The organism is Ruegeria sp. CDSB114 (assembly GCF_059611025.1).
Genome location: NZ_JBXWOT010000001.1, coordinates 95,230 through 108,458, shown reverse-complemented (window position 1 = coordinate 108,458; position 13,229 = coordinate 95,230). Strand labels below are relative to the sequence as shown.

General features: G+C 58.2%; 17 protein-coding genes. 13 read left to right on the top strand and 4 right to left on the bottom strand.

The window, feature by feature from the left end:
- Positions 1 to 41 precede the first annotated feature (41 nt).
- Both AC2FIP_RS00530 and AC2FIP_RS00525 read right to left on the bottom strand, forming a co-directional pair.
- Complete coding sequence (locus AC2FIP_RS00530) at positions 42 to 524, bottom strand: methylated-DNA--[protein]-cysteine S-methyltransferase (protein WP_496784806.1); 483 nt, start codon at positions 522 to 524, stop codon at positions 42 to 44.
- Complete coding sequence (locus AC2FIP_RS00525) at positions 521 to 1,102, bottom strand: bifunctional transcriptional activator/DNA repair enzyme AdaA (RefSeq protein WP_496784805.1); 582 nt, start codon at positions 1,100 to 1,102, stop codon at positions 521 to 523. Before AC2FIP_RS00525 ends, AC2FIP_RS00530 begins: the two co-directional genes overlap by 4 nt.
- 128 nt (positions 1,103 to 1,230) lie before the next feature.
- Between AC2FIP_RS00525 and AC2FIP_RS00520 the strand changes: the two genes are divergently transcribed.
- Positions 1,231 to 2,145: a DMT family transporter gene (locus AC2FIP_RS00520; RefSeq protein ID WP_496784804.1), complete on the top strand. Its 915-nt coding sequence runs from the start codon at positions 1,231 to 1,233 to the stop codon at positions 2,143 to 2,145.
- Positions 2,146 to 2,259: 114 nt separating this feature from the next.
- On the opposite strand, the gene AC2FIP_RS00515 is transcribed toward AC2FIP_RS00520, so the two are convergent.
- Both AC2FIP_RS00515 and AC2FIP_RS00510 read right to left on the bottom strand, forming a co-directional pair.
- Positions 2,260 to 2,769 carry a 2-thiouracil desulfurase family protein gene (locus AC2FIP_RS00515; protein ID WP_496784802.1) on the bottom strand — a complete coding sequence of 170 codons (510 nt, stop codon included), beginning with the start codon at positions 2,767 to 2,769 and terminating at the stop codon, positions 2,260 to 2,262.
- 187 nt (positions 2,770 to 2,956) lie between these two features.
- Positions 2,957 to 3,244, bottom strand: coding sequence for a hypothetical protein (locus AC2FIP_RS00510; RefSeq protein WP_229802354.1), 288 nt, complete (start codon positions 3,242 to 3,244; stop codon positions 2,957 to 2,959).
- A 163-nt stretch (positions 3,245 to 3,407) separates the two neighbouring features.
- On the opposite strand from AC2FIP_RS00510, the gene AC2FIP_RS00505 reads away from it, so the two are divergent.
- The 12 genes from AC2FIP_RS00505 to AC2FIP_RS00450 all read left to right on the top strand — a co-directional run bounded on the left by AC2FIP_RS00505 (position 3,408) and on the right by AC2FIP_RS00450 (position 13,222).
- Complete coding sequence (locus AC2FIP_RS00505; protein WP_170805376.1) at positions 3,408 to 3,734, top strand: hypothetical protein; 327 nt, start codon at positions 3,408 to 3,410, stop codon at positions 3,732 to 3,734.
- Positions 3,735 to 3,798: 64 nt separating this feature from the next.
- Positions 3,799 to 4,377 (top strand): lytic transglycosylase domain-containing protein, encoded by a 579-nt coding sequence (locus tag AC2FIP_RS00500; protein WP_496784801.1) that lies wholly within the window; start codon positions 3,799 to 3,801, stop codon positions 4,375 to 4,377.
- On the top strand, positions 4,377 to 4,667 hold the full coding sequence (locus AC2FIP_RS00495; RefSeq protein WP_090219049.1) for a TrbC/VirB2 family protein: 291 nt from the start codon (positions 4,377 to 4,379) through the stop codon (positions 4,665 to 4,667). The genes AC2FIP_RS00500 and AC2FIP_RS00495 overlap by 1 nt, the downstream gene beginning before the upstream one ends.
- A 7-nt stretch (positions 4,668 to 4,674) precedes the next feature.
- The gene (locus AC2FIP_RS00490) at positions 4,675 to 4,953 is read left to right on the top strand and encodes a VirB3 family type IV secretion system protein (RefSeq protein WP_024096577.1); all 279 of its coding nucleotides are present in this window, start codon (positions 4,675 to 4,677) and stop codon (positions 4,951 to 4,953) included.
- Complete coding sequence (locus AC2FIP_RS00485) at positions 4,943 to 7,309, top strand: VirB4 family type IV secretion/conjugal transfer ATPase (protein WP_496784800.1); 2,367 nt, start codon at positions 4,943 to 4,945, stop codon at positions 7,307 to 7,309. Before AC2FIP_RS00490 ends, AC2FIP_RS00485 begins: the two co-directional genes overlap by 11 nt.
- Positions 7,310 to 7,488: 179 nt before the next feature.
- Positions 7,489 to 8,601, top strand: a complete 1,113-nt coding sequence (locus AC2FIP_RS00480) for a lytic transglycosylase domain-containing protein (RefSeq protein WP_496785777.1) — start codon at positions 7,489 to 7,491, stop codon at positions 8,599 to 8,601.
- Positions 8,598 to 9,377 carry a type IV secretion system protein gene (locus tag AC2FIP_RS00475; RefSeq protein ID WP_496784798.1) on the top strand — a complete coding sequence of 260 codons (780 nt, stop codon included), beginning with the start codon at positions 8,598 to 8,600 and terminating at the stop codon, positions 9,375 to 9,377. Before AC2FIP_RS00480 ends, AC2FIP_RS00475 begins: the two co-directional genes overlap by 4 nt.
- A 4-nt stretch (positions 9,378 to 9,381) precedes the next feature.
- Positions 9,382 to 10,032 carry a VirB8 family type IV secretion system protein gene (locus AC2FIP_RS00470; protein ID WP_496784797.1) on the top strand — a complete coding sequence of 217 codons (651 nt, stop codon included), beginning with the start codon at positions 9,382 to 9,384 and terminating at the stop codon, positions 10,030 to 10,032.
- Positions 10,033 to 10,035: 3 nt separating this feature from the next.
- Positions 10,036 to 10,731, top strand: coding sequence for a TrbG/VirB9 family P-type conjugative transfer protein (locus tag AC2FIP_RS00465; protein WP_496784795.1), 696 nt, complete (start codon positions 10,036 to 10,038; stop codon positions 10,729 to 10,731).
- On the top strand, positions 10,724 to 12,040 hold the full coding sequence (locus tag AC2FIP_RS00460) for a TraB/TrbI/VirB10 family type IV secretion system protein (protein ID WP_496784793.1): 1,317 nt from the start codon (positions 10,724 to 10,726) through the stop codon (positions 12,038 to 12,040). The genes AC2FIP_RS00465 and AC2FIP_RS00460 overlap by 8 nt, the downstream gene beginning before the upstream one ends.
- Before the next feature lie 2 nt (positions 12,041 to 12,042).
- Entirely contained in the window at positions 12,043 to 13,038 is a 996-nt protein-coding gene (locus AC2FIP_RS00455) for an ATPase, T2SS/T4P/T4SS family (RefSeq protein ID WP_496784791.1), read from the top strand.
- On the top strand, positions 13,031 to 13,222 hold the full coding sequence (locus tag AC2FIP_RS00450; protein WP_496784790.1) for a DUF4177 domain-containing protein: 192 nt from the start codon (positions 13,031 to 13,033) through the stop codon (positions 13,220 to 13,222). The genes AC2FIP_RS00455 and AC2FIP_RS00450 overlap by 8 nt, the downstream gene beginning before the upstream one ends.
- Positions 13,223 to 13,229 lie beyond the last annotated feature (7 nt).

Here is a 13,229-nt window from a genome sequence, read left to right as displayed (position 1 = left end):
CGATGCTGCGCAACGCATGAATAACCGCTTCGGGATTCCGATTATTCGAGAGCACCTTCATGGCGTAGCAGAAATTCTTTCGTTGGAAGGCCTCCGCCGAATCCGGTCAATGATCCGCTCGCACCGATCACCCGATGGCAAGGCAAGATGATCGGCAGGGGGTTACTTCCGTTTGCAGTACCAACTGCACGACTGGCCCTTGATCGGCCGAGTTGGGTGGCGATTTGACCATAGGTCCGCGTCTCGCCAAACGGGATGCCGGACAGACGGTTCCAAACGCTGTTTTGAAAAGCTGTACCGGACAACCGAAGGGAAAGATCAAAGCAGCGCAACTCTCCTGCAAAGTAGGCGTTGAGCTGCTGTCTCACGTTTTGGAACGGCGCATCAGCTTGTTGCCAGTCCAGCGCAGGACCAAACGCCTTGTGGCCTGTTGGAAAACTCAGAAAATGTAATGTTGTTTCGGTGCCAGCAACGAGAAGATCGCCGATGGGGCTGGCAACGTGGGTAAAATATAAACTGCTCATCGTTTCGGCTTTCGGATGGAGGATGGCGGTCTCCCATAGAGTGCTTTGAATACGTCATTGAAGCGACGGACGCTCTGAAAGCCCGCCGCAAACGCGATCTCCGACAGCGCCATATCACCGGCGTCGATCATACGTTTCGCTCGTTGCACTCTGACGGTTGCTGCAACCTGCGTCGGGCTGGCACCCGTGTGTTTGTTGAATAGACGTAACAAATGCCGTGAACCTATCCCTAATGAGGTCGCCAACTCATCCACACTTCGCACATCCAGAAAGCCATCTTCGATCAAACGCATAGCACGGCCCACTGTCGTCGCAGTGCCGCGCCATGCAGGGCTGCCTGGTGCAGTTTCAGGACGGCAGCGCAGGCAAGGACGGAACCCCGCTTGCTCCGCCGCTGCCGCAGTTGGATAGAACGTGACGTTAGCTGATTTTGCAGGTCGTACCGGGCAGACAGGACGGCAATAAATTTTCGTGGACCGGACGCCTGAAAAGAACAGCCCATCAAATGATGGATCGCGGGCCAGTCGTGCCCTGTCGCAGGTTTCAGCGTCGGGAAATGCGGGTGAAATATTATCCATAATCTTTCTTCACCCAGATAGGCGGTCTCGGTCTAGCTGGAATCGGACTCTATCGGGGGATCACGTCCGATTCCAGCCAGTCAATATTCTTGGAAAAAGCGATAGTTTGGAAAATTCAAAGGTTTCACATGTCTCAAACACCCCAAAATACTGTTCTCGAAATTGCCCTACTTGTCCTCCTGTCTTTTCTTTGGGGCGCGTCTTTCACACTGATTGAAGTCGCTATCGACACCATCCCGCCTGCAACGATTGTCTTCGGCAGGCTTGTCATTGGCGCGGCCTTGCTCTTGCTGTTTGCTCGCTGGAGCGGTGCTGCGTTTCCAAGATCGTTGTCACGTTGGGGCGCACTCCTCCTTCAAGGAGTTCTGCAGAGCGCGCTTCCCTTCACACTCATAAGCTGGGGGCAAAAGCATATCGACAGCGGCCTTGCAGGCCTGCTGAACACAACGCCACCACTTTTCGTGTTTTTGATCGGGTTCTTTCTATTGAGGGATCGCAGCGCTGGAGCGCGGCATATCACTGGCATTCTCTTGGGTTTTGCGGGTGTTCTTGTAATTATGGGACCGGCTGCTTTGGCAGGGGAAGGCAATTCGGTTTTGGGACAGTTGGCCATCACGGGAGCCAGTCTGAGTTATGCTTTTGCCGCCATCTACGCGAAACGGTTTTCTGACCAGCCGCCAGTCCTCACCGCCGCCTGCTCAATGGCCTTCGCAGCGCTTTTGATGGGGCCTGTCTCTTTCTGGGTTGACGATCCATTCAACCTCACGCCAACACCCCCAGCGATAGCTGCGGTTGTTGCGATGGGTGTGTTTTCGACAGCCATTGCTATGGCTATTTACTTCCGACTGGTCCGCACGCTTGGACCATTAGGCGTCACAACCGGCAGTTACATGCGTGCTGGTTTCAGCGTTGTCCTCGGCGTTCTCTTACTTGGGGAAGCTCTTTCGCCGACACTGATCCTCGGCCTCGCAATGATCTTCGCAGGCGTCGCAGTCGTGACAGGCCACTTGAAGTTCCCGACCCGAAAGCCCGCAACTTCATAGGAGAAAATCTATGTATTCGATATTGCTATGGATGCTAAAACTGTCCTGTTCTCTTGGACGGATCAACAGTGAAAATCTCTACAACGTAAAGAGGGTGCAGAGCACTAGAAATGTTCAACCTTTCAACAGAGCATCCAATTCAGTGATTGCTGTTTCGGGCCAAACAAGAATCTTTGCCTCACGCAATGCTGCTGTAGTCGTCCCTATGCCTGGTCTCTGAGCGCCGGAAAACGTACCATCATAGATGAACGTCGAACCACAGGATGGCGAGCCATCCGTGAGGACTGCGTGGCGGCATCCGTGGCGTTGAGCGAATACAACGGTGTCGTGAGCGGCCTTGATGTAAAGCTCTGACACGTCCCTGCCAACATCTTCAACCACGCGCGCCATGCCAGCGAGCACATCAGCGCCGTTATATGCACTACTAGCCGTGTCTGATACTCTTTGTATCTCAGCGGGTGGGCGAGGAGTTGGAAATCCTACGGCGACTTCTGGGCAAATATGAACAAGTCGGCCCTCGCTGTGCCAACGCTCGATAACGTCCGCAGAATCGGAAGCCTTATCTGTTCCATTGTAGCGGACAGGGCGGCCTACAAGACAAGCTGAAATAAGAATGCGATCCATGTAAGTCCAATACTGAATTATCAGCGCCAATCCAAGCAAGGTTAGACCAAATGACTCACCCAATATGCGAAGCTCGGTGCCGTACCGGACATTGGCGTAATTGCAGCGAAAGCTCGATTTGTCCCGCCTTGGCGACCTTCGTCGCCGCGTTTTTGAACGGCAGCTTTCTCTACAGTGAGGACGGGCGTCATTTCCTCACGCGGCCCTGAAGCTCCAAAACGCGCGCGTAACCTTCGCTGACCTCGCGCGCTTGTTCGAAGACCTCTCGCCGCTCCTGATCCTGACAACGGAAGTACTGCTCGACTTCGGCAAAATACGCCTCAGCATCACGCCTCAACAGGTCAGCATATGCCCTGACATCATCGGGATCGGTGGGCATCCATGGCGACACTGGTGGCAGGCAACTGCCTGCGATCGAGGCTGATCCCCAACCCAAAACAGCCAGAGCCGCCCATGTTTGTTTCAAAAGCGCCATATTATCTTGGCTCAGCCACTCTGTTGCAGTAAATTCGTTTCAACGCATGAAAGGCGCAATAACTCAAATTGCACCTATTGATTGCAAGATTATAATATTGTATCGGTTGGGTAGTCCATGAGGGACTGCCGGGCCAATGCACAATTCTGTAAGGCTCGATCCTATGAATTTGATGCAAGACGCCCCCAATGTTGTCAGCGAAGACGGGCTGCGCACACTGCTTGCCGAAAGACATTCGGCGGATGTCGTGTGCCGAGTTACGCCCACACGCACAGGTGCTCAGTGGTCCGGAGTTTGGACCGTGCATTGCGTCTCGCCAGACGGCGAGACACGCCGCCTGCTCGTCACCGCGCGCAACAACATGGCCGCCCGAGAATTCAAGACAATCAACGGCTTATCCAGTTTCCTTGCCGGGCTTGGCGTTTCGATCATTTCTATCCCGATGTTCGAAGGCAAGGTCGCCTCGCACACACTGGACGACGCGAGCTAAGCCACTTGCCGTCCTCGCAGCATTCCTTGCTGCACCCGCCTATTCTGAAGGTTTCGTTCTTTCTATGCGGGCCGATGGCCAGCTGGAGACCAAAGAACCGCAATCAGGTTTCGCGCAAAGCTACGTCGATGGTATTGGTGCAAACTCACCAGAGCTGATCGTTTTCGCAGCGCCTGAGCGTGAAGCACCGCCTCCTGCACCTACCCGCGTGGTTCCCCGCCCCGAGATCCTCGCAGCCCTTGAAAGCACCGCGCATCGCTATGGCGGGCACCCTGCGCTGCGCCGCTCCGGGCTGTCGGTGACGGAATGGCAGGCGCTGTTCCAAGCCAATATCGAGATCGAAAGCGCCTATCGCCCGAATACGCGCAGCTCCGCAGGCGCGATTGGCCTTGGACAGTTGATGCCCGCAACAGCCGCGCAGCTCGGCGTGGATCCGCATGACTGGCAGGCAAACCTCGATGGGTCCGCCCGCTACCTTCTGATGATGCTGGCGCAGTTTGGCACGCCCGAACTGGCGCTCGCTGCCTACAACGCGGGGCCGAACGCGGTCGCGCGCTACGGCGGCATTCCCCCTTACCAAGAAACCCAAAATCACGTGCGCCGCGTCATGGCCGTACGTGATCGACTGACTGGAGCCTCCTAATGCACACACAATTCCGTACCATCCTGTCGCTGGCTCTGGCCAGCTTGATGATTGCCAACCCGGCCTTTGCGCAGAGCATCGACCTCTCGCCGGTGCAGAACCTTCTGCAAGGCATCGTCGACACGATCACCGGCCCCCTGGGCATAGTCATCGGCACCTTAGCCCTGATCGGCGTGTTCCTCTCATGGCTCTTTGGCATTCTCGACTTCCGCCAGGCCCTTTGGGTGCTGGTCGCTATCGCAGGCATCGCAGCTGCGCCGACCATCGTGACCGCCATCTGGGGCGCGTAAATTCGGCATGGCAACGCAAACCCGCCTCTTCCTCGGCCTGATCCGACCGCCAAAGCTCATCGGCTTGCCGATCATGTATGCCATGGTCTGGCTCTTCGGGTTTGTATTGCTGTTTCTGTGGGTCCAGAGCTGGCCGGTGATCATCATCGCCGCTCTCGCCTATCCCGCGCTGTGGAAAGCGGCGGATTGGGATCCGGCCTTTCTTGAAGTGATGGTCACCGCCTTGCAGGAGACGCCGCCTACCCCGAACCGCAAGATCCATTCGGGGGACAGCTATGCTCCGTGATCCTTCGGATGATCTTGAGATGCTGCCAAACTGGGCGTGCAAAGAGCGTCCGATGGCCAGCATGCTGCCCTATGTCAGCCTCGTGAATGACGTGACGATCCGCACGCGCGGCAATGCCCTTTTCCAGTGCATTCGGATTGATGGTGTGAACAGCATGACCAGCGATGACGCGCATTTGGAGAAAATCCGCGCGCTCTTCGCCGCGATCATCGCGCAGATCGGGCCGGAGTACAGTTTCTACGTTCACAAGGTCTCCAAGGCGATTGAGACCGCCTTGCCGCCGGTACCCAATGAGGGGTTTGCCCAAGTCCTGGACAACCGTTGGCAAACGGCCATGTCGCGGGCGGGCCTTCGAGACAAAACGCTCACGCTGACAGTGCTGAAGCGTCCTCCCCTCGGCGCGCGGCTGCGCCTGAAACGTTCAGACTCAATCGCACGGATGAAAGACCAGACGGCCAAGCAACTGCGCAAGCTTGAGGAGGTCGTCGGGTTTCTTCTGTCGTCTTTTGCAGAGATGAAACCGCGCCTTCTTGGAGCCGAAAGCGGCGAGCTACTCGGGTTCCTTGGGGCGCTCAATATTGGCCAGGAACGACCGCTCTTCGCAAAATCCCGCTTTGGCATCATTGCTGAGGATGTGGCCAACACGCGCGTCACGTTTCAGGGGCAAGGCTTTACGCTGGACGATGGGACGGCAGGAAAGCGGTTTGGTACGAGCTTTGCGATCAAGACCTACCCGGCCAAGACTAACTGCACCATGTTCGATGAGCTGAATCTGCCCGTCGACATGGTGGTCACGCATTCTTTCACGCCGATCAACAGCAACATCACGGCCAGCCGGATCAAGCGGCAACAGCGCCTTATGAAGGCCAGCGATGATGGCGCGATTTCTCTCGCAGAAGAACTGGTCGACGCGCTGGACGATCTGGAGTCTAAGCGGCTCAGCTTTGGCGATCATCACATGACGGTGACGGTTTTCGCCGAGACCGAGGAAAAGCTGGAAGCAATCGCCGCCGAGGTACGCAACATCGCAGCCAGTGAAGGCGTAAACCTAGTGAACGAGAGCTTTGCGGCGCGCACCCACTATTTCGCGCAGCATCCGGGCAATGGGCAGATGCGCAGCCGCAAGGCCGCCATCACCAACACCAACTTTGCCGATCTCGCGGCGCTGCATCGTGGTCAACTGGGGAAACCCGGGCACAAAGTGCCTTGGGGCAAGCCGATCACTCTCTTCCCGACGCCTGAACGCTCGGGCTTTCTGTTCAACTACCATGAGACGGGTCGGCCAGACAAAGAGCCGACAGGCGGGCACACCTTGATCCTAGGCCGCCCTGGCTCGGGAAAATCGGTCTTGTCAGCCTTCCTCATGACCCAAGCCCGGCGCTGCGACGCGCGCGTCTTTGTCTTCGACTATCGCGCTGGCATGGAAATGGCGGTGCGGGCCAATGGCGGGCGCTACAGCGCCATCAAGGCGGGTGAAGCAACCGGTCTCAATCCGCTCCGCACCGAGATCGACGGGCGCGGTCAAGCCTGGCTATCGGATTGGCTGGCCACGCTGCTTCATCGCGCCGACAAACCCTTGAGCCCGGTTCAAATCAACCGAATTCAGGAAGTCGTGCGTCAGAACGCCGGAGCCAGTGATGCCGCCCTTCGTAACTGGCAAGATTTAGCCTCCCTCTTTGTCGCCGGTGCGGATGAAGGGGACCTGTTCGAACGGATTCAGGAATGGACGGCGGATGGCCGCTACGGCTGGATCTTTGGACAGAGTGCCGAGGATACCTTTTCGCTCGATGGTGATGTCGTGGGGTTCGACCTGACCGGCATTCTCGACAGCGAAAGCGAGAAGGAACGTATGGCGGTCCTGTCCTACCTGTTCCGCCGCGTGGAGCGCGTCATCGAGGATCGCAAGCCGACGTTGATCATCATCGATGAAGCCTGGAAGGCACTCGACAACCCATATTTTGCCGACCGTCTTAGCAATTGGCTTGTGACCGCGCGCAAACAAAACGCGGTTGTCGTAATGATGACCCAATACGCAAGCCAGCTTGAGAAAACCCGCACCGGCAAGACGATTGTCGAGGCCGTTCCTACGCAACTCTTGCTTCCCAATATTCGTGCTTCGGCCTCCGATTACGCGATGCTGGGCCTTTCTGAGAAAGAGCTCAGCGTATTGCTTGGAACAGGTAGCAACTCCCGTCTGGCGCTGGTGCGCGATGATCAAGGCTCGGTGGTGATCGATGCCGACCTAAGCGCCCTTGGGCCTTACCTCACGATCCTTGGCGGCATGGAAAAAGGCGAAGCGCTTGTTGGCGAAGATTATCGCCAAAACCCAAATTTTTGGAGACAGATTGATGTGTAGACTTTGCGTACTGACCCTCACCCTTTTGACCCTGACGGCATGCGCGGAATACCGGCCGTCAGAAGCCGAATGCTTTAGCTCCTTTGCCGAGGTCAGCCGCAGCAACTGCAATTTCGAGCTGCTCGGGCCGATTGGTGGTCTCAGTGAATAAGCACCGCCTGCATATCCTTGCGGGCTTGATGTGGTTCGCCACGCCAATGGCCTTTGCCCAAGGCGTGCCCACATTCGATGCGGGCATGTTCTTGCAGCGTGAGCGCGTGTTGCAGCAGGGCGAACAAGATCTGGCGCTGCAGCGGGATCGGTTAACCAAAGAGGAAGAGCTTGAAGAGCTCGAACAAGAACAACTCCAGGCGCTGGAAGACATCCTCGATGCCACGACGTTGGCCAGCGGAAATTCCGGCGCACTTGTCGCTAGTTTGGAAGCTGGTTCATCACCTGAAAGCGCTGCAGAGACGCTTTACGGTCCGGTCGACCCAAACCCTGGCGCGGCACAGATGTTCGGCGATGCCTCGGGCTCGATCGAAGAGCTGATCATTCGTGCGGCTCAGGAAACGCACCTTATGTCCGGCGTGCGCGCGGCGGGCCTGTCACCCAAGCAGTGGCGCTGCCTGTTGCAGGCGCTGATCTGGCAAGAAAGCCGCTTCACCATCGGCGCGCGCTCCCCTGTCGGCGCATTTGGCCTGACCCAGATTATGCCCGGCACGGCACAGGACCTCGGCATTTACCCGGCCTACTATGAAAACCCCTACATCCAGGTCACCGGCGGCGCGCGCTATCTGGCGCGGATGCTAGCCATGTTTGACGGCAACATCATTCACGGGCTCGCGGCCTACAATGCCGGTCCCGGCAATGTGCAGCGCTACGGCGGCGTGCCACCCTTTGCCGAAACCCAACACTACGTTCAAGTCATCCCCGAGCGCTACAATCTCTACCTTGCCCGTGTCGGTGGCGTCGATGCGCTCGGCACCATTGATCCCGTCTTGCTTGCCAACTCCACGATGAGCCTGACCTCTTTCGGTGCGGGGATCTACGGCGACTATTCCATGGTCTCGGTGCAAGCGGCCGCACTGCGCGTACAGGACATCATCACCCGCATTGGCGAGACAGATGACATTCACGCGGCCATGTCGCTCAACACCTACGCGCGGGCCGAACTCGCTCGCCTGATCGCGATCCGCACGCGCCTCAAAGCCGCCCATACCCGCCCGCTCAGCGCGACCGAGCTGGCCATGGCCGCCGCGCAGGCGCGCGAACAAGACTTCATGCAATTCGATCTGGAGGCACTCCGATGATCCGCTTTCTTTCTACCGTTGCCACTTGCGCGTTGCTGGTTGCCTCACCCCTTTCCGCCCAAGGCGTTCCCACCGTCGACACACGCAACATCGCCCAGGAAATTCGTCAGCTACAGCAGATGCTGGAGGATTTTGGGATTCAGACCGACCAGCTCGACACTCTTCTCGAACAGCTCGATCTGGTGCAGCAGCAACTCGACACGCTCAACGAGACCTACGCCGCCCTAACCGGCGCAACAGATATCATTGAAATGGCCATGGGCGGTGATCTTGATGGACTCCTCGATCAGGAATTCGGCGACCTCCTTGGCACCATACGGCAAATCCAAAGCGGCGATTTTAGCGGCTTGATCGGCGATGCCGCCCCTCAGATGGAAGGTCGCATGACGCAAGCCCTGGAAGATGCAGGTTTTGACCAGGACAGCCTGTCCGACATGGCCAGCAGCGGCAATCCAGGGGCTGAGCGTATTGCCAGCCAGGCGGGCACCGGGGCGATGATGTCAGCAGCGGCCGAGAACAGCTATGAAGAAGCCGCGCAGTCCCTTGAACGGGTCGAACAGTTGGTCTCGCTAATCCCGGACATGGAAACGCTCAAGGAAGCCGTCGATCACAACACCCGCGTCACGGCCGAGCTGGCCATTGCCATGACGCGCATGTGGGAGCTCGAAGCCATCCAGACCGTCGGCGCGGGCCAATCAGGTGTGGTGGATGCCGCCACGCTGGCCGAAGAGCGCCGCTATATGGACTTCACCCTGCCAGACCTGCGCGCGGACTGATCCAATGAGTAGCGAGACAGACATCATTGAAGAAGAGCTCGTCTACGGCGCACGACGACGCGAGCTCATGTGGCAGAAACTGGGGCTGACAGGCATGGCGTTTGGCATGGCAGGTTGCCTCGCCGCTGCCCTTGTCGCCCTGTTCGACGTGGACCCGCCGCCCATGATCGTGCCCTTTGATAGCGAAACCGGCATGGCCCTCCCCAATGCCATGGTTGAAGCGGTCTCACTCACGGAACGCCCCGCTATCATCGAGGCACAGGTCTACCGCTATGTCATTGATCGAGAAACCTATAATCAACTCGACAATGATGTGCGCGTGCGGCGGGTCCTGGATCAGTCGGACGGCGCGGCCGCCACAGGGCTACGGGCGCTTTGGACCAGTGGTCATGAGGCCTATCCGCCCGACAGTTACGGCACAGATGCCCGGCTTGATGTCGAGGTTCTGTCGATCACCCATATCAGCGCCAGTCGCGCCCAAATTCGTCTGCGCAAGCGTCTCAACTCACCGCGAGGCAGTCAAAACGGTCTCTTTACCGCAACCCTGATGTTTGAATTCCGGCCCGAGAATAGCCGGTTGATCGATGATGTCTGGCAGAACCCTTTCGGCTTCACCGTCACCGAGTACGCGATCCGCTCGGATCGTCTGGAGTAACTAATGCGCCGCCTGCTCCTAATCCTCGCCCTCTTTGTTCCGCTTGCTGGCACCGCCTATGCAGAGACCCAGCCGCGCCAAGGTCCCTATGACGCCCGCGTCCGGCTGGCCACCTATCAGGATGGGCAGGTCTACCGTATCCGCACCAGTCTGACCCATGTGACCAGCATTGAATTCGGCCAAGGCGAGACCATCCGCTCGATCATTGCGGGCGATACCGAGGGCTTCCTGTTGGATGGCGTGCCCGGTGGTCAGGCATTTGCCATCAAGCCCGTCACACACGGCGCACATACCAACATCACCGTCTACACCAACCGGCGCAGCTATTACTTCAACGTGACCGAGGCGAGCTCGCCGACCTTCTATGTCATCCGCTTCACCTATCCGGATGCAACCCCTCGGCAATCCCGAGTAGCCGCAAGCCAACCTGCAAACCACGCCTATGGCGTCAGCGCGCGGTCCGAGATCACCCCGCGTGAAATCTGGGACGACGGCACCTTCACCTATTTTCGCTTTGCCGCGAATGCGCCTTTGCCCGCGATCTTTCGATGGTCTGCTGGCAATGAGCGCAGTGTGAATGCGCTTGCGCGGCCAGATGGCGTGATCCGCGTGTCAGGTGTCAGCGATCGATGGGTTCTCAGGCTCGGCGAGGACGAGATTTGCGTCCAAGAGATGAGCGAGGCAAATCAGGATGAGTGAAACAGCCGAGCTTAAGAAGCGCCTCGAAGCGCTTGAAGGTAAACCACAAAAACCAAAGTTGCAGCCGTCTGTTGTTACGATTGCCCTAGGCATCGGGGCAATCTTGGCTCTTGGCGGTCTCTTACTGTTGTTCTCTGGCGGCTCTGAACCCGATAGCCTGGAAACAGCCTCACCGGACGAATTCCAAGCGGCCGGTCCGGGGTTTGGAGACCTTGAACCAACCCCTGCACCGATTGACGCATCGCCACCTCCAGCAGAGTCAGAACCAGACAGCGAAACAGACGAGCTGCGCGCGCAAATGGACGCCATGCGGGAAGAACTTGAAGCCCTGCGCAACGCACCTGTTGCTGAAGCCCCAACCGTCAATCTCGAGGCATTGGATTCCCTGGGCGCAGAGATCGATGCCCTGCGCGGTGAGGCCGCTGCAACACAGGCCGCCCTGCGCGAGGAGCTGGAAGAACGTGCCCGGCAAATCCAGCGACTGCAGAACGATCTTGAGCTGGCGCGCCTTGAAACCCCGCGCACGCCCGCGCCAACCGGCCCCACGGCCGAGGAGCTACGCCTTCAAGAGCTCGAGCGGCGACGGCAAGCCGAACTTGAGGAGCTGCAAGCCCGTATTGCCAGTCCCATCATCGCCTTTGGGGGTTCGGGCAACAGCAACAATGAAACCGCCGCGCAGCAGCGGCGGCTTGATGGCGTCACAGACTTTGTCCGCAACGGCGCTGAACCCGCTGAGGTGACACAGGCCCAGTTGATCGTGAACCCGTCAAACACGGTTGTTCAGGGTACGATGATCCAGGCCGTGCTTGAGACGGCAATCGACAGCTCGCTCGCCGGTCAGGTCCGCGCGATGGTATCGGAAGATGTCCACGCCTATGACGGCTCGCGGATCCTGATCCCACGCGGCGCGCGTCTGATCGGGCGGTATCAATCCGGTCTCGACATTGCGCAGCAACGCGTGACGATCGCCTGGGACCGGATCATTCTGCCCAGCAACCAGACCGTAGAAATCAGCGCTTTCGGTGGTGATGAACTGGGGCGGTCCGGCACAACTGGATTCGTCGACAGCCGTTTCGGCACGCGGTTCGGGTCCGCCGCCCTGATATCTCTGATCGGGGTATTGCCTACAGTGGCAGCCCAAAACACCGACGACGAGATCACCTCTGATGTCTTGGAAGGCATTGGCGAAGACCTGCAAGACAGCGCACAAAGCGTTATTGGTGAATACCTCTCCGTCTCACCTGTGATCTATGTCGATCAAGGTGCTCGCGTCACCGTGATGGTTGACCGCGATCTGGAGATTTTCTGATCATGGCGGCCAGCTATCTGCAAAGTTCGATGGACAAGGTCCCCGAAGCGCGTGATCCAAAGCTGATCGAGCTTTGCATCAACCCCGACGGCACTCTTTGGGCGGAGTTTCAGGGGGATAACTTCATGCGGCCCGTCAACCGGCGGCTCTCGCCCAATGAAATCAAAGACCTTGGCAATCAGATTGCTTCCGCCGCGAACACCACCCTCAGCCGGACCAAACCCATCGTGTCGGTCAGCATCACTTACCGTGACCGACCAATCCGCGCGCAAGTCATCCAGCCCCCCGCTGTCGATGGCGGCTATGCGATTTCTCTGCGGTTCTTTGCCGACCTTCCATTGGACCAGATCAAGCTGTCTTACCTGTTCGGCAAAGAACGCAGCAACGAAGGAGCAAGACGCAAGCGCAATGCCGAGTTGCGCGATATCGTGGCCACCGGCGACATCGACGCCGCGATCAAGTTCTGCGTCACGCACAAGCTCAACATGATCGTCTCCGGCGGCACCTCGACCGGCAAGACCGTCACGGCACGCAAGATCCTTTCCTTCGTGCCCGCCGACGAGCGTATCATCACGATCGAAGAAGCGGCCGAGTTGCGTCCCACTCAGCCCAATGTCGTCACGCTAATGTCTGACCGCGACGAAGCCACGCGCAGCGCGGATGTACTGCTGACCTCTACCCTGCGCATGCGGCCGGACCGGATTGTTCTAGGCGAAGTGCGCGGCAAAGAGGCCATGACCTTCCTTGAGGCAATAAACACCGGCCATGGTGGTTCCCTCACCACACTGCACGCTGAAACCCCTCAGCTAGCCGTCCAGCGCCTGGCTATCGCCGCCCTCAAAACCGATGTGCCAATGACCTACCAGAACATGAACGACTACATCACCCGCTCCATCGATGTGATTATCCAGGCCGGTCGCCATGAAGGCGCGCGCGGCATCACCGAATTCTATCTGCCGATTGATCCGGCCCATTCAAAGGAAAAAGCCCATGTTTGAATACAAGATTGAACAGATCAACACAGCCAAGACGAAGCCACCGAAGATCGAAGCGCAGTTGACCGCCCTTGGTCAGGATGGCTGGGAGCTGGTCTCTGTCGTGCCGGATTTCAACGGCGAGCACATCCTGAAGGCCTTCCTGAAGCGCGACATCTGGCGTGTCAAACCGACCGAGAAAGCATAGGAGCACC